We start from the raw sequence: 17,407 nt of genomic DNA, 5'->3' as shown, positions 1-17,407 counted from the left end.
GTCGGCGGGGAAATGGAGGGACGTGCCACGAAGCTTATCGATTGCGAAATTGCTGTGCGTATGGCCCCCGTGAAGTGCGTATTGCGGAGGCCGCCCCCGGATGGCCGATTCGTCACATGATCGTCAACGCTGAGGGTGAACCCGAACCTGAGAGTTACGGCCATGTAGGGGAATGACAACGAGGTTACCGTTGGGGGATGCCTGACGAAAGCCCTGTTCTGCCCACCGAGACACTCCGCCGCGCACCCAAGGTGCTGCTGCACGACCACCTCGACGGCGGCCTCCGCCCGGCGACCGTCGCCGAGCTCGCCGACGCCACCGGCTATGCCGGTCTGCCCACCACCGACCCGGCCGAGCTGGGCCGCTGGTTCCGCCAAGCGGCCGATTCCGGCTCGCTCGTGTCCTACCTCGAGACCTTCGCGCACACCTGCGGGGTGATGCAAACGGAGGAATCGCTGGTCAGGGTCGCCGCCGAGGCCGTGGAGGACCTGGCCGCCGACGGCGTCGTCTACGCCGAGGTGCGCTACGCACCGGAGTTGTTCGTCGAACGCGGTCTGTCACTCGATGCGGTGGTCGAGGCCGTCCAGGCGGGGTTCACGGAGGGCACCCGGCGGGTGGCCGCGAACGGCGGCACCATCCGCGTCGCGACGTTGCTCTGCGCGATGCGCCAGCACGCCCGGGCGCTCGAGATCGCGAACCTGGCCATCCGCTACCGGGACGCCGGCGTCGCCGGGTTCGACATCGCCGGGCCCGAGGACGGATTCCCGCCGACCCGCAATCTCGACGCGTTCGAATACCTGCGTCAGAACAATGCGCATTTCACCATTCACGCGGGTGAAGCCTTCGGTTTACCGTCCATTTGGGAAGCGATTCAGCACTGCGGTGCCGAGCGGCTCGGGCACGGCGTGCGCATCGCCGAGGACATCAAGACCGGCGCGGACGGCACGGTCCACCTTGGACGGTTGGCCGCGTACGTCCGCGACCGCCGCATCCCCCTGGAGATCTGCCCGACGTCGAACGTCCAAACAGGCACGGTCCGCTCGATCGCCGAGCACCCCATCGGCCTGCTCGCCAAGCTGCGCTTCCGGGTGACCGTGAACACGGACAACCGGCTGATGAGCGGATGCACGATGACCAGCGAATTCGCCGCGCTGCACGAGGCGTTCGGCTATGGTATCGACGACTTCCGCTGGTTCACCATCAACGCGATGAAATCCGCGTTCATCGATTTCGACGCCCGGCTCGCGCTGATCGACGACGTCATCAAGCCCGGGTACGCCGCGCTGGCCTGACCTTCCCGCTGAGGACCGCAACTCGCTTGCGGTCCTTAGCTATGCCAACTATCGTTCACCATGTAGGAACAACTTCTCAGTACTTGAGACGGTGGCGATGATGGCGCAGGTCGCGAGCGGTGCGGGTGAGCAGCTTCAGGCGAGTCCACGGCGGTGGCTCATCCTCGCCCTCGGCCTCGCCGCGCAGACCGCGAGCTGCTCGTTCCTCTACGGCATCCCGTTCCTGGTCCCGGCCATGCGCGCCGCCGAGGGACTGACGCTGGCCGAGGCCGGCACGGTCGTCGCGGCCCCGAGCATCGGGTTGTTGTTCACCCTGATCGTGTGGGGCGCGGCTGCGGACCGTTACGGAGAGCGCCTGATCATGGCCCTTGGCCTGGGCGTCTCGGGGTTACTCCTGGTGTACGCCGGGACAGGAAATCACCCGGTCGGGCTCCTCTTTGGGGTGTTTCTGGCGGCCGGTGCCTGTACGGCTTCGGTGAACGCGGCGAGCGGCCGCGTGGTGATGGGCTGGTTCGCGAAGTCCGAGCGGGGCGTGGCGATGGGGATCCGCCAGACGGCCCAGCCGCTCGGCGTGGGCGTGGCCGCGCTGGGGCTGCCACCGCTGGCCGCGCACTTCGGCTTCCGGGCGGCGGTGCTGCTGCCGGCCGGGCTGGCGATCGCCGTGGCGCTGCTGGTGGCGTGGCTGGTGACGGACCCGCCTCGGCCGCCTCAGCCGGCTTCGGGGGTGAAGCCGCCGTCGCCGTACCGGCACGCGGCGCTGTGGCGGGTGCACGGGGCGAGCGCGCTGCTGGTGGTGCCGCAGTTCGCGGTGTCGGCGTTCGCGCCGGTGTACCTGGTGGCGGTGCAGCACTGGAGCCCGCTGTCGGCGGGCTGGTACCTGGCCGTGGTCCAGGTGCTGGGCGCGGCGGGCCGGCTGGGGTCGGGCTGGTGGTCGGACCGGGTGGGCAGCCGCCTGCGCCCGATGCGTCTGCTGGCTTTTGCCAGCTGCTCGGTGGTGCTGCTGGTGGCGCTGGGCGACGCCACCTGGCCGTGGCTGGTGCTGCTGGCGCTGGCGTTGGCCGGGGTGATCACGGTGGCGGACAACGGCCTGGGCTTCACGGCCTCGGCGGAACTGGCGGGCTTGGCGTGGTCCGGCCGCGCGATGGGCACGCAGAACACCGGCCAGAACATCGCGGCCTCGCTGACCCCGCCACTGCTGGGCCTGGTGATCGGCGACAGCAGGTACGCACTCGCCTTCTGCGTGGCGGCGATCTTCCCGGCCCTGGCGGTGCTGGTGGTCCCGGTCCGCGCCGAACAAGACTGACGTGTCGTCCCCCCGATCACGCGTGTCGACCCCCTGATCACGCGAGTCGACCCTTCACGCACGGAACCGGGCCGACGACGTGTGATCGGAGGGTCGACTCGCGTGTCTGGAGGGTCGACACGGCGAAGGCCGCCTCCCGGCGTGCGGGAGGCGGCCTTCGCCGAACCAAAGATCAAGCCACCGTGAGGCGGTTCTCGAACGTCTCCACGAGCTTCCGCCATGCGCCCTGCTCGGCGTCGAAGGGGGCGCTCGGCTCCAGGCGCGACGGGTCGGGGCGGAGCACGAACGACACCAGCCAGCCCAGGCTTTCGTTGCCCGCCAGCGCCGTCTCGGCCGAGTCGTCGCCCGCCCACTCCGCCGCGTCCGTGATCAGCTCGACCGCCAGCTCCAGCTGCGTCGGGTCGATCGCCTCCGGGCCTTCCGCGATGTCCGCGTCCAGGCCCGTCAGCACGTACGTGTTCTCCGGGTCGACGTCGATCTCGAGTTCGCCCGCCGTCGCCTTCGTCAGTACCTCGTCCCACGTGGACACGTCCGCGAGGTCGGTGTCGGCCAGGTTGCCGTCCGCGAGGGCGTGGGCGAGCGCACCCGTGGAGGTGAACACGTCGATCTCGCCCTCGCTGCCGAGGAACACCGGCGCGTCGTCGAGGTAGCAGCGCAGCGTGTAGTACTCCGCGCCGGACGTGATGATCTTGATCGGGTCGATGCCGACCTCGGCCCAGAACCCGACCGGAGCGTCGTCTTCCTCGTCTTCGTCGTCCGAGGCGTCGACGGAGTCGATCGCTTCGAGGTCCTCGACGCCCTCCGCGCCGGCCTCGGCCTCCGCGGACTCCTCGTGGAACGCCGCCAGCTCCTCGGCCGTCTGCTCCAGCACCTTCTCGTCGACCTCGGGCTGGGTCACCAGGCCGTCGATCGCGTCGAGCACGGTGTCCCACTTCTGCGACACCGTCTCGGACAGGTCGTTCCACACCTGGACGCCGACGCTACCGGTGAACGGCAGCGTGCCCTGGTCGAGCAGCGAGAAGCCCTCGGTCGAGTCGAGGATCTCGTGGACCTCTTCGAGGTCGCAGACGTCGGCGAGCGACCGCACGATGCCGACGATCTCCGCCAGCTCCGCGATGTGCCAGACGTCCGGCTCCTCGGCGACGAGCTCCGGCACGCCGACGAGGTCGTACGTGTGGTCCTCGTCCGGGATCAGCTCGGGCACGTTCAGCGACGGCACCGCGTCCCAGGCCGGGTGGTCGAGCAGGTCGTGCCGCTCGGACGTGCGGACGAAAGCGGCCAGGTGTGCTGCGTCGGCGAAGGCGTACAGGTCGTCCTCATCGCCGAGGAACGCTTCCCACTCCTCGCCGTCTTCCCGCCAGCGCGGCGCCCACAGGGTGACGACGTCGCCCTGAGGCAGCCCGAGTTCGATCGGGATGATGTCCTGTGCCATTCCTAAGCCCTCCGGAGTACCGCCCGTGTGCGCGCGGGACCGGAAGTATCACTCCAGTCGACGCGCGGTACCGCGAAGCCTACGGGTTTCGCACTCGCGATGCGATCGCCCCTGCCGACTTTGCGACGAGCGGATGGCACGATGGACGCCTGATGACTCTCACAGACCTCCTGCCTGCGGATCCCGACCCCGACGCCCTGTTCGAAGCCTTCACCACCTGGACGGCCGAACGGGGCATCGAGCTGTACCCGGCGCAGGAGGAGGCGGTGATGGAGGTCGTCTCCGGATCGAACGTCATCCTCTCGACGCCGACCGGCTCCGGGAAGAGCCTGGTCGCCGTGGGCGCGCACTTCACCGCGCTCGCCCAGGGCCGCCGCAGCTACTACACCGCGCCCATCAAAGCCCTCGTGTCGGAGAAGTTCTTCCAGCTCATCGACATCTTCGGCGCGGACAACGTCGGGATGATGACCGGCGACTCCAGCGTCAACCCGGACGCCCCGATCATCTGCTGCACGGCCGAAATCCTGGCGAACATCGCGCTGCGGTTCGGCGCGGACGCCCCGGTCGGGCAGGTGGTGGCCGACGAGTTCCACTTCTACTCCGAGCCCGACCGCGGCTGGGCGTGGCAGGTGCCGATCCTGGAACTGCGGAACGCCCAGTTCGTCCTGATGTCGGCGACGCTGGGCGACGTGTCCTTCTTCGAGAAGGACCTCACCCGCCGCACCGGCAAGCCGACGGCGGTGGTCACGTCGGCGCAGCGCCCGGTCCCGCTGACCTTCCGGTACGCGCTGACGCCGCTGCACGAGACCATGTCCGAGCTGCTCAACGGCGGCCAGGCCCCCGTCTACGTCGTGCACTTCTCGCAGGCCGCGGCCATCGAGCGGGCGCAGACGCTGATGAGCATCAACGTGACCACCAAGGCCGAAAAGGAGGCCATCGCCGAGCTGATCGGCGGCTTCCGGTTCGCCGCCGGCTTCGGCAAGACGCTCTCGCGGCTGGTCCGCCACGGCATCGGCGTCCACCACGCCGGGATGCTCCCGAAGTACCGCCGGCTGGTCGAGACCCTGGCCCAGTCGGGGCTGCTCAAGGTGATCTGCGGGACCGACACCCTCGGCGTCGGCATCAACGTCCCGATCCGGACCGTCGTGTTCTCCGCGCTCACGAAGTACGACGGCGTCCGCCAGCGGCACCTCAAGGCACGCGAGTTCCACCAGATCGCCGGCCGTGCCGGGCGCGCGGGCTACGACACCGACGGCTACGTCGTCGTGCAGGCGCCCGACCACGTCGTCGAGAACGCCAAGGCCCTCGAGAAGGCGGGCGACGACCCGAAGAAGAAAAAGAAGATCGTCCGGAAGAAGGCCCCGGAGGGGTTCGTCAACTGGACCGAGAGCACGTTCGACCGGCTGATCGCGGCCGAGCCCGAGCCGCTGACGTCGAGCTTCAAGGTCACGCACTCGATGCTGCTGAACGTGATCTCGCGGCCGGGCAACGCGTTCGACTCGATGCGGCACCTGCTCGAGGACAACCACGAGGACCGCGCGTCGCAGCGCAAGCTGATCCTGCGCGCCATCGCGATCTACCGCGCGCTGCTCGCCGCGGGCGTCGTCGAACGGCTGCCCGAACCGGACGAGCAGGGCCGGATCATCCGGCTCACCGTCGACCTGCAGTTCGACTTCGCGCTCAACCAGCCGCTTTCGCCGTTCGCGCTGGCCGCGATCGAGCTGTTCGACCTCGAATCGCCGAGCTACCCGCTCGACGTCGTGTCCACTGTGGAGGCCACAGTGGACAATCCGCGGCCGGTGCTGTCGCAGCAGCAGTTCAAGGCGCGCGGCGAGGCCGTGAACGCCATGAAGGCCGAAGGCATCGAGTACGACGAGCGGATGGAGCTGCTCGAGAACGTCTCGTACCCGAAGCCCCTCGAAGAGCTGCTGCAGGGTGCTTTCCACAGCTACCGGCAGGGCCACCCGTGGGTCGACGACTACGAGCTGTCGCCGAAGTCGGTCGTGCGGGACATGTACGAGCGCGCGATGAACTTCGTCGAGTACATCGGCTTCTACCAGCTCGCCCGGTCCGAGGGCCTGGTGCTGCGCTACCTCGCGGACGTCTACGACGCGCTGCGCCACACGGTCCCGGACGAGGCGAAGACCGAGCCGCTGCAGGACCTCATCGAGTGGCTCGGCGAGCTCGTCCGCCAGGTCGACTCGAGCCTGCTCGACGAGTGGGAGGCGCTGCGGCACCCGTCGGAAGAAGGCCCGGTGCCGCACCGGCCGCCGCCCGAGCCGCCGGCGGTCACCCGCAACGAGCGCGCGTTCCGCGTCCTGGTGCGCAACGAGCTGTTCCGCCGGGTCGAGCTGTTCGGGCGGCGGGCGTGGAACGTGCTCGGCGAGCTGGACGCGGCCTCGGGCTGGGACGCCGACGCGTGGCAGGAAGCCATCGAGGACTACTTCGAGGAGTACGAGACGCTCGGCACCGGCCCGGACGCGCGCGGCCCGCAGCTGCTGCTGATCGAGCAGCAGCCGGACGTCTGGAAGGTCCGCCAGATCTTCGACGACCCGGCGGGCGACCACGACTGGGGCATCAGCGCCGAGGTCGACCTGGCCGCCTCCGACGAGGCCGGGATGGCGGTGGTCCGGGTGACCGAGGTGGGCGCGCACTGACCACAGCCCGATGGCGAACGCCGCCGTGGCCTCCAGCATCGTCCTCCTGGTCGCCAACACGTGGAACCCGGTGGTGCTGTGGGCGTTGCGGACCGGCCCGCAGCGGCACGTCGACCTGCGGCGCACCCTCGGCGGCATCAGCGCGAAGGCACGTACGCGCTTACGCCGTTGGGCTCGACGCTGCCGGCGCCGATCGAGGGGTTCGGCCGCTGGGCCGCTGAGCACGGCGACGACGTCCTCGCCGCTCGAACCCGAGCAACCCGATCAGCATGATCAGCTCCGCCGCCGGCATCGGGAAGCCGAGGGCGAGCCCGGCGGTGACGTCGACGGCCGGCGCGCCGAGGCCCGCCACGAACACCCAGGTCGGCGCGGTCGGCGGCTTCACGGACGGCGACCACGACGTCTTCTTGCCCGGCTTCGCCACCGAGAGCCAGACCTGGAACGCCAGCGCACTCACCATGAGCGACGTCCCGGCGATCTGCGGCCAGGCGACCTCGGCGGCCCCATCGGCGACGTCGTGGAGCCGGGGAGAGAGCAGGAAGATCCCGGCGTAGAGCTGGGCCAGCGTCAGGACGAACTTCGTGAGCACCCACCAGTGCCGGAAGTAGCCCCACGCGGTCGCGCCGGCGAGCAGGAGGCCGGTGAAGGCGGACGCGTTCGCCATCGGCGCGAGCAGGACGGAGTCGAGTTTTTCGGCCATCGAGGTCGCGGCAGGCGCTTGGGCGGGGGTGGTCAAGGCCAGCGACATCAGCACGACGAGGGCGAGGGCCTGGCTCATCCAGGCCACCGAGGACACGACGTGCAGCCAGACGACGGCCTGGCGCCAGCGGGGAGAAGTCTTTGTGGTCACGGCATCAGGCTCGCCGAGAAGATCCGCGCGCACATCGGGCGCGACCCGGGTTTCGCCCCGGACCCCGGCCGCGCCCGCCTACTCCCGGTGGAGTACGCCACCGCGCCGGCCGTACTACCCGGGTCGTGAGCGGTAACACGGGTTGGAACCGCATCACCGCTCACGACCAGGGGGTCATTCCTGCAGGGAGAGGGCCTGGCTGGGGCAGACGTGCGCCGCTTCGCGGGCCTTTTCGACCAGCTCGCCCTCCGGCTGGTCGTCGAGCACGATGACCGTGCCGTCCTCCTCGCTCTGGTCGAACAGCGAGGGCTCGGTGAGTACGCACTGACCGGCGCCGACGCACTTGCCGGTGTCCGCGATGATCTTCATGGTCTTCTTCTCCTGTGGTGGTTGCCAGTTCGTCTCTACCAGGTCACCGGCAACCGGTACAGGCCGAAGATGGCCGCGTCGTCCTTGAACGGCAGGTCGTCGACCGGTGTGGCCAGCTTGAGCTCCGGGATGCGGCGGAAGAGGGTGTCGAAGACGATCTGCAGTTCCATCCGGGCGAGGTTCTGGCCGAGGCACTGGTGCGGGCCGAAGCCGAAGGCGACGTGGTGGCGCGCGCCGCGCTCGAGGTCGAGGTCGTCGGGGTTTTCGAACGCGGTTTCGTCGCGGTTGGCCGCGTAGCCCAGTGCCAGCACGCCCTCGCCCGCCCGGATCAGCTGCCCGCCGACCTCGACGTCCTCGACGCACAGCCGGGCCGTGGCGGCGTCGACGATGGTGAAGTACCGCAGCAGCTCCTCGACGGCGTCGAGGGTCTTGCCGGGGTCGTTCTTGACCAGCGCCAGCTGGTCCGGGTTCTCCAGCAGCCCGACCGTGCCCAGCGAAATCATGTTCGCCGTCGTCTCGTGCCCGGCGACGAGCAGCAGGAACCCGAGCGCGGCCAGCGCGGGCCGCCGGTAGGTGCCCTCTTCGCGAAGCTTGACGATCTGCCGCCCGAGCAGGTCGTCCGGCGGATTCGCCTCCTTCTCGGCGATGAGGTCGCTCATGTAGATGCGCACCGACTCGACCGCGTTCCGCCGCTGCTCCGGTGGCGTGTCGCGGTTGATCAGCTTCGCCGTGTGGGTCTGGAAGAAGTCGTGGTCGGCGTACGGCACGCCGAGCATCTCGCAGATGACCAGCGACGGCACCGGCAGCGACAGCGCCTCGACCAGGTCACCCGGCTTCGGGCCGGCCAGCAGCGCGTCGATCCGCTCGTCGACGATCTCCTGGATCCGCGGCCGCAGCGCCTCCATCCGGCGCACGGTGAACTCGCCGAGCACGGCCTTGCGGGCCGGCCCGTGCTCCGGCGCGTCCATGGTGATCATGGTGCGCTCGTCGTCCGGCCGCCGGAACCCCGGCACCAGCTGCGGGAAGTCCGGGTGCTGCCGGTCGGCGCTGAACCGCCGGTCGTTCAGCACGGTCCGGACGTCCTCGTGCCTGCTGACCACCCAGGCCTGCCTGCCCTCGGGCAGCCGCACCCGGGTGACCGGCTCCTCCTCGCGGATCCCGGCGTACGCCGGCGGCGGGGCGAACGGGCACGTCCGCGTCATCGGGAACTCGTGGACGGCGGTCATGGCGTTCCCCTTCACCAGGTCACGGGCAGGCAGTAGAGGCCGAAGATCGACGAGTCGTGCTTGAACGGCAGCTGGTCCACCGGTGTGGCCAGCTTGAGCTCCGGGATGCGGCGGAAGAGGGTGTCGAAGACGATCTGCAGTTCCATCCGGGCGAGGTTCTGGCCGAGGCACTGGTGCGGGCCGAAGCCGAAGGCGACGTGGTGCCGTGCGCCGCGCTCGAGGTCGAGGTCGTCGGGGTTTTCGAACGCGGTTTCGTCGCGGTTGCCGGAGTAGCTCAGCCCGAGCACGCCCTCGCCTTCGCGGATCAGCTGCCCGCCGATCTCGACGTCCTCGGTGGCGACGCGCGAGGTCGCGAACTCGGCGATGGTGAAGTACCGCAGCAGCTCCTCGACGGCGTCGAGGGTCTTGCCGGGGTCGTTCTTGATGATTTCGAGCTGGTCCGGGTTCTCCAGGAGCGCGACGGTGCCGAGCGAGATCATGTTCGCCGTCGTCTCGTGCCCGGCGAGGAGCAGCAGGAAGGCCAGCGAAACGAGCTCGTCGTGGGCGACGTCGCCGTGCTCTTCGCGCTGCTTGAGGATCTGGCGGCCGAGCAGGTCGTCGGTCGGCTCGGCCTCCTTGGCGGCGACGAGCCGGTCGAGGTACTCCTGCAGCTCGTCGACGGCCTTCACCCGGGTTTCCTGGTCGACCTCCCGGTTGAGCAGCGTCGAGCTGCGCACCTGGAAGAAGTCGTGGTCGGCGTAGGGGACGCCGAGCTGCTCGCAGATGACCAGCGACGGCACCGGCAGGGCCAGCGCCGAGACCAGGTCCGCGGGCTTCGGGCCGGCCAGGATCGCATCGATGTGCTCGTCGACGATCTGCTGGATGCGCGGCTGCAGCGCCTTCATGCGCTTGACGGTGAACTCGCCGACGACCTCGCGGCGGGCCGCGCCGTGCTCCGGGGGGTCCATGTTGATCAGCGACGCGGTGAAGTTGTTCCGCCGGATCGGGCGGCCGTCCCGCGTAAGGAACGGGAAGCCGGGGTTGAACCGATCGGAGCTGAACCGCGGGTCCGTCAGCATCTGCCGGACGTCCTCGAGCCGGGTCAGCGCCCACGCCTCCTGGCCGGACTGCAGCTTGACGCGCTGGACCGGACCGGCTTCGCGCAGCTTCTCGTAGGCGGGCGGTGGCGCGAACGGGCAGGTGCGGACCAGCGGGAAGATCTCGTCCCGCGTGGCGGGCTCGGCCAATTCAGTCATTTCGGACCCCCTGGGTCGGACGGAAAGTATGCGGAGGATTACATTCCGGTTCTCTGATCCAAGGTACCGAAGCGGAAGGAAGTCGTCCACTAGGTGCCGCCTACCCATTCGAGGAGGCGGTGCGTGGCCTGCCGGCCGTGCGAGAATCACCCCGCGCGATTCAGCGGAAGGCGAACGGCATGACGGCAGACCCCGAGACCACCCTGCGGGCGGACGCGCGGCGCAACCGCGACCAGATCCTGGCTGCCGCGAAGAGCATCTTCGCCACTTCCGGTCCCGAGGTGCCGATGGAGGAGATCGCCCGCGCGGCCGGGGTCGGCGTCGGCACGCTCTACCGCCGGTTCCCGGACCGCGACGCGCTGATCCGCGCGGTCGCGATGGACAACTTCGAGCGGGTGCTGATCGACGCGCGCGTGATCGCCGCCGAGGAGACGTCGTCGTGGCGCGCGCTGGACCGGCTGCTGCGGCAGTCGGTGGAACTGCAGCTGAGCGTGCAGCTGACGATGATGTCGCACCGGGCGCTGGTGATCCTCAAGACCGATCCCGAGGTCCGCCGGCTGCGCGACGAAATCCTCGAGGTCCTCGACGGCTTCGTCGACGGCGCGAAGGCCGAGGGCAAGCTCCGCGAGGACGTCGGCGCCGGTGACATCGCGATCCTGTTCGCGACGCTGCTGCGCCAGATGCGCGCGAAGTCCCCGGAAGTGGCGGAGCTGGCGGCGCGCCGGTGCGTCGGCATCATGATCGACGGCCTCAGCGCGCGGCCGGGCAGCGAACTGCCCGGCCGTCCGATCACGTCCCAGGATCTCGACCCCGCCTGAATTCCTGCATTTCCGTGTTAGGGTTCCGCCTCGTTCTGCCGGAATTGCAGCTGCGGGCGGGAAAATGCGACGAAGAACGCTGGCCGTGTTGTTGGCGATTTCCTTCCCGGTGCTCGCCGGGTGCGGGGGCGCGCCGGTGGACGGCGTGGCGGCCGCGCCGGCGTCACGGCCGGCCCCGGTGCCGACGTCTCCGGCTGTCGCCGCTTCGTCCGGGCCGACGTCGAGCTCGCCACCTGCACCTTCGTCCACTCCGGCGCCGCCTTCGACCACCCCGGTGCGGAACTGCCGCACGCCGGAGTTCACCACGAGCGACCCCGACGGCGGCTGGTCGGACGGCGGCTACTACGTCCACAACAACATGTGGAACGCCGCGGAAGCGGGTCCGGAAACGCTGCGGGCGTGCGCGTACGACAACTGGTACGTCGAATCAACCCAACCCGATTCGACGTCGGTGAAAACCTATCCGAACGTGCACAAGGACATCAACGACCAGAACGGCAAACCGTTCAACGACTATTCGGTGATCAAATCCACCTTCGCCGGCCGCGGCCCGGGTACGGGCATCTACGACGTGGCGTACGACCTCTGGCTGAACGGCGTGGGCAACGGCGACGGCGTCAGCGAGCTGATGGTCTGGACGGAGAACCGCAAGCAGGTCCCGGCGGGCGAAAAGCTGACGACGTACACGGCGGGCGGCTTCACCTACGACGTCTGGGCGGAAGACGAGGGGTACGTGGCGTTCGTGTCCCGGTCGACGCAGTATTCGGGCAGCGTGGACCTGAAGGCGATGATCGCGTGGGCGATCGGCAAGGGCCTCATCCCGCCGAACCCGACGGTCAACCAGATCGGCTACGGCATCGAGTTCTGCTCCACCGGCGGCGGCAAGGCGCGGTTCACGCTGTCGGACTTCTCGGTGACGATGAGCTAGGGGGCCACCCCGCGGTGGCCCCCCGGCTCCGGGTCAGACGCCCAGTGGGTGCCAGACCGTCTTCGCCTCCAGGTACCGCCGCAGCCGCGTGAGGTCCGGCGCCGTCGTCCAGTCCGGTTCCGCGTCGGGGACCGTCAACACCCGCTTCACCGTATTCGCCGCTTCGCGCGCCAGGCCCGGGCGGTCCGCCGGGGCGGCTCCCGTCGGGTCCAGGGCGTTGACGTCGCCGTGCGAGGCCAGCCACGGGCCGAGCTCGGCCGCGTGGCCGGTCAGGATGTTCGCCACGCCGCCCGGGACGTCGGACGTGGCCAGGACCTCCGACAGCGTGATCGCCGGCAGCGGGCGCTCGGCGCTGGAGACCACCACCGCCGTCGAGCCCGTGGCCAGCACCGGGGCCAGGACCTCGACCAGGCCCAGCAACGACGAGCCTTGCGGCGCCAGGACGCCCACCACGCCCGTCGGCTCCGGGACCGTGAACGAGAAGTACGGGCCCGCCACCGGGTTCGCCGCGCCGAGGACCGTGGCGATCTTGTCCGTCCAGCCCGCGTACCAGACCCAGCGGTCGATCGCCGCGTCCACCACGGACTCGGCCTTCTTCGCGGACAGGCCTTCCGACGCCGCGACCTCCGTGACGAACTGGCCGCGGCGGCCCTCCAGCACCTCGGCCACCCGGTAGAGCACCTGGCCGCGGTTGTACGCCGTGGCCGACGACCAGCCGGGGAACGCCTTGCGGGCCGCGACCACCGCGTCGCGGACGTCCTTGCGGGACGCGTGCGCCGCGTTCGCCAGGAACTTGCCCTTCGCGTCCGTCACCGGGTACACCCGGCCGGACTCCGAGCGCGGGAACTTGCCGCCGATGTACAGCTTGTACGTCTTGGCGACGGAGATTCGTTCAGACTGCGTTGAATCAAACACTGAGGTACGCCTCCAGCCCGGTGCGGCCGCCTTCGCGTCCGAAGCCGGATTCCTGGTAGCCGCCGAACGGGGCGGCGGGGTCGAAGCGGTTGAAGGTGTTGGCCCAGACCACGCCGGCGCGCAGCTGGTTCGCCATCCACAGGATCCGGGAGCCCTTTTCGGTCCAGATGCCCGCCGAAAGCCCGTACGGCGTGTTGTTCGCCTTCGCCACGGCCTCGTCCGGCGTGCGGAACGTCAGCACCGACAGCACCGGGCCGAAGATCTCCTCGCGCGCGATCCGCATCGACTGGTGGACGTTCGCGAACACCGTCGGCGCGAAGAAGAACCCGCGGTCCGGGACCGGGCACGGGCTGGTCCAGCGCTGGGCGCCCTCGGCGTCGCCCGCTTCGACGAGTCCGCGGATCTTGGCGAGCTGCTCGGCGGAGTTGATCGCGCCGATGTCGGTGTTCTTGTCCAGCGGGTCGCCCATGCGCAGCGTCGAGACGCGGTGGTGCAGCTTCTCCAGCACCTCTTCGGCGATCGACTCCTGGACCAGCAGGCGCGAACCCGCGCAGCAGACGTGGCCCTGGTTGAAGAAGATGCCGTTGACGATGCCCTCGACGGCCTGGTCGAGCGGCGCGTCCTCGAAGACGATGTTCGCCGCCTTGCCGCCCAGCTCCAGCGTCAGCTTCTTGGCCGTGCCCGCGACCTGGCGCTGGATCGCCTTGCCGACCTCGGTGGAGCCGGTGAAGGCGATCTTGTCGATGCCACCGTGCTCCACAATGGACGCACCGATGTCGCCCGCGCCCGGCAGGATGTTCACCACGCCCGGCGGCAGCTCGGCCTGCTGGCAGATCTCGGCGAAGACCAGCGCGGTCAACGGCGTCGTCTCGGCCGGCTTGAGGACCACGGTGTTGCCGGTGGCCAGCGCCGGCGCGATCTTCCAGGCCAGCATCAGCAGCGGGAAGTTCCACGGGATGATCTGGCCCGCGACCCCCAGCGGCTTCGGGTCGGGGCCGTAACCGGCGTACGCCAGCTTGTCGGCCCAGCCCGCGTGGTAGAAGAAGTGCGCGGCCGCCGTCGGGACGTCGGAGTCGCGCGACTCCTTGATCGGCTTGCCGTTGTCGAGGGTTTCCAGCACCGCCAGCTCACGCGAGCGTTCCTGGATCAGCCGCGCGAGGCGGAAGAGGTACTTCGCGCGTTCGGTGCCCGGCATCTTGGACCACACCGAGTCGTACGCCTTGCGCGCGGCCTTGACCGCGGTGTCCACATCGGACTTCGACGCGGTGCCGACCTCGGCGAGGACCTCTTCGGTGGCCGGGTTGATCGTCTTGAGCGGCTCACCCGAGCCGTCGACGAACTCGCCGTTGACGAACGGCTTGTAGGAATCCTTCAGGTTCGCGATGGCGCGCGACTCCGGCGCCGGTGCGTACTCGAAAACAGGCATCAGTCCACCGTCACGTAGTCGGGGCCGCTGTAGTGGCCGTCCACCTGGGTGCGGCGCTGCAGCAGCAGGTCGTTGAGCAGGCTGGACGCGCCGAAGCGGAACAGGTCCGGGGTCAGCCACTGCTCGCCGGCGACCTCGTGCACGGCGACCAGGTACTTGATCGCGTCCTTCGTCGTCCGGATGCCGCCGGCGGGCTTGACGCCGCGCAGCTCGCCGGTCTGCCGGTGCCAGTCGTGCACGGCCTGCAGCATGATGTGCGTGACCGGCAGCGTCGCGGCGGGGGAGACCTTGCCGGTGGAGGTCTTGATGAAGTCGCCGCCGGCCAGCAGCGCCAGCCACGAAGCGCGCCGCACGTTGTCGTAGGTCGCCAGTTCGCCGGTCTCGAGGATGACCTTCAGGTGGGCCTCGCCGCAGGCGGCCTTGATCGCCTGGATCTCCTCGAAGACGGCCATGTACCGGCCTTCGAGGAAGGCACCGCGATCGATCACCATGTCGACTTCGTGCGCGCCGGCGTCGACGGCGATCTTGGTGTCGGCCAGCTTGATCTCACGGCTGGTGCGCCCGGCGGGGAAGCCGGTCGCGACGCTGGCGACGTGCACGCCGCTGCCCTCGAGCGCTTCGACGGCCGTGGCGACCATGTCCGGGTAGACGCAGACGGCGGCGACGCGCGGGGTGTCCTGGCGTTCGGGGTCGGGACGGACGGCCTTCGCGGCCAGCGCCCGGACCTTGCCCCGGGTGTCCGCGCCCTCCAGGGTGGTCAGGTCGACCATGGCGATGGCGGTGTCGATGGCCCACCGCTTGGCGTCCTTCTTGATGCTGCGCGTGCCGAGGCCCGCCGCGCGCTGCTCGACGCCGACCTGGTCGACACCGGGCAGCCCGAGCAGGAAGCGGCGCAGGCTCGCGTCATCGCGAGTCGCGTCCGCCAGCGGTGCCGGGGTGGCCGGCGCCGCTGACGTGCTGGTCGTGGCTGTCATGCGCCTGAGTCTAGGCGGCGGGTCCGACAGTGTTGTCCCGACAGCGCGGGGTCCGGAGGCGGGTCACCCGGTGTGACGCTTCAGGCTCTTCGTGTCACCTGACCCCCCAGCGCCCCAATGTGGCCTTCGGTGCGTTGAACGCACCCAAGGTGGCCTTCGGTGCGTTCAACGCAACCAAGGCCACCTTGGGGCGCTGGGGCCGGGGTCGGTCAGGTGCCTTCGATCTGCGGTGGTTCGGCTCGTTTCGCCGGTTTCCGGTACACGACGACCCCGCCCCAGAACGCCAGGCCGTTGATCTTCACCGTCGGGGCCGTCGGCGAGGCCGGTGGTGCGCCCGACTTGTCCTCCAGCACGAAGCCGCCCATCAGGCCCAGGCCCGTCACGTCCACGTTGATGTCGTCCGGGACCGTGATCTGGATGCCGCCCATGATCGCCACGGCGGTGATCGTGCAGTGCCGGTCGGCGAAGCGTGCCTGCCGCAGGTCGATCTCCGCGCCGCCCCAGAAGGCGAAGCTGTTGTGCTGCGGGGGCAGGACCCAGCTGCCCTTGCGGACCGCGCCCGACAGCACGCCGATCGACACCGGGGAGCCCGGGTGGCCGCCGATGCGCTGGTCCGGGAAGCCCAGTGCCCGCGTGGTCGCCGGCTCGACGGCCGCCGAAGCGACCGGCAGGTCCGCCGTCACCGGCTTCAGCTCGCCGAGCGTTTTCGCCGCGTAGACCGTGGTGAGCCGCTCTTCCAGCTCGTTGACCGTGATCCGTCCCTCCGAGAGGGCGTTGTGCAGCACCTGGGCGACGCGTTCGCGGTCCGCGTCGGAAGCCCGCATCTGGTCGGGCGTCAGTTCGCTCACCCGGCGGAGCTTATCGGCGAAAACCACCCGGCGTGTCCCTCTTCTGGAGGACACTGGCCGGATGGGATCAACGGAGGTCGAATTCCCGGACGGCGTCCGGGTCCGCGGCCGCGGCCTGGGGCGCCCGCGGCCGGCCGAAGCCGAGCCCGACTTCGGGCTTTACCTGGGAACGAGCCGGCTTCGGCGCAAGCACGGCGGGGGCATCACGTGGCCGCACGAATGGGTCACCTGGCCCGATTTCCTGCTGCCCGCCAAGCCCGCGGAAGCCCGCCGGCAGATCAAGGCCCTCCACGAACGAGCGAAGACCGAGACCGTCGAAGTCGCCTGCTACGGCGGCGCCGGCCGGACCGGCACGGTGATGGCCTGCCTCGCCACGCTGTCCGGCGTCCCGGCCGGGGACGCCGTCGCCTGGGTGCGGGCGCACTACCACGAACGAGCCGTCGAAACGCCCTGGCAGCGCGGCTGGGCGAAGAGCTTCGCGAAACAGCTAGATTGACCCGCATGGATGTGCACGTCGTCGACCACCCCCTCGCGAAGGCCCGGCTCTCCACGATGCGCGACGCGCGCACGGACAGTGCCGCGTTCCGGGCCGCGCTGCACGAGCTCACCGTGATGCTGGTCTACGAAGCCACGCGCGACGTGCCGGTGAAGATCGAGAAGATCCACACGCCGGTGGCCCGCACCGACGGCTACAAGCTGGCGAAGCCGCCGCTGCTGGTGCCGGTGCTGCGGGCCGGGCTGGGCATGGCCGACCAGGCGCACAAGCTGATCCCGGACGCGCAGATGGGCTTCGTCGGCCTGGCGCGCGACGAGGAGACGCTCAAGCCGACGCCGTACCTGGAGTCGCTGCCGGAATCGCTCGCCGACCGGCCGGTGCTGGTGCTCGACCCGATGCTCGCCACCGGCGGCTCGATGGAGTACACGATCCGCCTGCTCACCGACCGCGGCGCCGACGACGTGACGGCGATCTGCGCGCTCGCCGCACCGGAGGGCCTGGCTCACCTGGAGAAGACGGGCCTGCCGGTCCGGGTGGTCACGGCGAGCATCGACGAGCGCCTCAACGACTCGGGCTTCATCGTCCCGGGCCTCGGCGACGCGGGCGACCGCCAGTACGGCGCCGTCTGAGCCGGTGCC

Annotated in this window: 16 protein-coding genes; 7 read left to right on the top strand and 9 right to left on the bottom strand. The window is 69.9% G+C overall.

Going from position 1 to position 17,407, the window contains the following annotated elements; all coding sequences use genetic code 11:
- Positions 1-197: 197 nt before the first annotated feature.
- On the top strand, positions 198-1,292 hold the full coding sequence (locus ACLJQE_RS13200; RefSeq protein ID WP_410639478.1) for an adenosine deaminase: 1,095 nt from the start codon (positions 198-200) through the stop codon (positions 1,290-1,292).
- 100 nt (positions 1,293-1,392) lie between these two features.
- Positions 1,393-2,595, top strand: a complete 1,203-nt coding sequence (locus tag ACLJQE_RS13195; protein ID WP_410639477.1) for an MFS transporter — start codon at positions 1,393-1,395, stop codon at positions 2,593-2,595.
- 172 nt (positions 2,596-2,767) lie between these two features.
- Here ACLJQE_RS13195 and ACLJQE_RS13190 read toward each other — a convergent pair whose 3' ends face one another.
- Positions 2,768-4,027 carry a primosomal protein gene (locus ACLJQE_RS13190; RefSeq protein ID WP_410639476.1) on the bottom strand — a complete coding sequence of 420 codons (1,260 nt, stop codon included), beginning with the start codon at positions 4,025-4,027 and terminating at the stop codon, positions 2,768-2,770.
- Positions 4,028-4,179: 152 nt separating this feature from the next.
- Between ACLJQE_RS13190 and ACLJQE_RS13185 the strand changes: the two genes are divergently transcribed.
- Positions 4,180-6,684, top strand: coding sequence for a DEAD/DEAH box helicase (locus ACLJQE_RS13185; RefSeq protein ID WP_410639475.1), 2,505 nt, complete (start codon positions 4,180-4,182; stop codon positions 6,682-6,684).
- Between the two features lie 160 nt (positions 6,685-6,844).
- Here the strand turns inward: ACLJQE_RS13185 and ACLJQE_RS13180 are convergent, their stop codons facing one another.
- The 4 genes from ACLJQE_RS13180 to ACLJQE_RS13165 form a co-directional block, all read right to left on the bottom strand.
- Positions 6,845-7,534 carry a hypothetical protein gene (locus ACLJQE_RS13180; protein ID WP_410639474.1) on the bottom strand — a complete coding sequence of 230 codons (690 nt, stop codon included), beginning with the start codon at positions 7,532-7,534 and terminating at the stop codon, positions 6,845-6,847.
- Positions 7,535-7,708: 174 nt separating this feature from the next.
- Complete coding sequence (locus tag ACLJQE_RS13175) at positions 7,709-7,903, bottom strand: ferredoxin (RefSeq protein WP_410639473.1); 195 nt, start codon at positions 7,901-7,903, stop codon at positions 7,709-7,711.
- A 35-nt stretch (positions 7,904-7,938) separates the two neighbouring features.
- Positions 7,939-9,129 (bottom strand): cytochrome P450, encoded by a 1,191-nt coding sequence (locus ACLJQE_RS13170; protein ID WP_410639472.1) that lies wholly within the window; start codon positions 9,127-9,129, stop codon positions 7,939-7,941.
- 11 nt (positions 9,130-9,140) lie between these two features.
- A complete protein-coding gene (locus ACLJQE_RS13165) occupies positions 9,141-10,364 on the bottom strand; it encodes a cytochrome P450 (protein ID WP_410639471.1) in 1,224 nt (407 codons plus the stop codon).
- A 179-nt stretch (positions 10,365-10,543) separates the two neighbouring features.
- On the opposite strand from ACLJQE_RS13165, the gene ACLJQE_RS13160 reads away from it, so the two are divergent.
- Complete coding sequence (locus ACLJQE_RS13160; RefSeq protein WP_410639470.1) at positions 10,544-11,182, top strand: TetR/AcrR family transcriptional regulator; 639 nt, start codon at positions 10,544-10,546, stop codon at positions 11,180-11,182.
- Between the two features lie 85 nt (positions 11,183-11,267).
- The gene (locus tag ACLJQE_RS13155) at positions 11,268-12,110 is read left to right on the top strand and encodes a GH12 family glycosyl hydrolase domain-containing protein (protein ID WP_410639469.1); all 843 of its coding nucleotides are present in this window, start codon (positions 11,268-11,270) and stop codon (positions 12,108-12,110) included.
- A gap of 33 nt (positions 12,111-12,143) precedes the next feature.
- Here the strand turns inward: ACLJQE_RS13155 and ACLJQE_RS13150 are convergent, their stop codons facing one another.
- The 4 genes from ACLJQE_RS13150 to ACLJQE_RS13135 all read right to left on the bottom strand — a co-directional run bounded on the left by ACLJQE_RS13150 (position 12,144) and on the right by ACLJQE_RS13135 (position 16,249).
- A complete protein-coding gene (locus tag ACLJQE_RS13150; RefSeq protein WP_410639468.1) occupies positions 12,144-13,025 on the bottom strand; it encodes an aldehyde dehydrogenase family protein in 882 nt (293 codons plus the stop codon).
- Positions 13,018-14,451, bottom strand: coding sequence for an aldehyde dehydrogenase family protein (locus ACLJQE_RS13145; RefSeq protein WP_410639467.1), 1,434 nt, complete (start codon positions 14,449-14,451; stop codon positions 13,018-13,020). Before ACLJQE_RS13145 ends, ACLJQE_RS13150 begins: the two co-directional genes overlap by 8 nt.
- A complete protein-coding gene (deoC, locus tag ACLJQE_RS13140) occupies positions 14,451-15,425 on the bottom strand; it encodes a deoxyribose-phosphate aldolase (RefSeq protein WP_410639466.1) in 975 nt (324 codons plus the stop codon). The genes ACLJQE_RS13145 and deoC overlap by 1 nt, the downstream gene beginning before the upstream one ends.
- A gap of 209 nt (positions 15,426-15,634) precedes the next feature.
- Entirely contained in the window at positions 15,635-16,249 is a 615-nt protein-coding gene (locus ACLJQE_RS13135; RefSeq protein ID WP_410639790.1) for a DUF1707 domain-containing protein, read from the bottom strand.
- An 85-nt stretch (positions 16,250-16,334) separates the two neighbouring features.
- On the opposite strand from ACLJQE_RS13135, the gene ACLJQE_RS13130 reads away from it, so the two are divergent.
- Both ACLJQE_RS13130 and upp read left to right on the top strand, forming a co-directional pair.
- Positions 16,335-16,769, top strand: a complete 435-nt coding sequence (locus ACLJQE_RS13130) for a protein-tyrosine phosphatase family protein (protein WP_410639464.1) — start codon at positions 16,335-16,337, stop codon at positions 16,767-16,769.
- A 5-nt stretch (positions 16,770-16,774) separates the two neighbouring features.
- A complete protein-coding gene (gene upp / locus ACLJQE_RS13125; protein ID WP_091304537.1) occupies positions 16,775-17,398 on the top strand; it encodes a uracil phosphoribosyltransferase in 624 nt (207 codons plus the stop codon).
- The last annotated feature ends 9 nt before the right edge of the window (positions 17,399-17,407 follow it).

This window comes from Amycolatopsis sp. lyj-346, assembly GCF_046548975.1.
Lineage (GTDB): Bacteria > Actinomycetota > Actinomycetes > Mycobacteriales > Pseudonocardiaceae > Amycolatopsis.
Note: the sequence above shows the minus strand (reverse complement) of the source record. Positions and strands in the feature narration are given on the sequence as shown.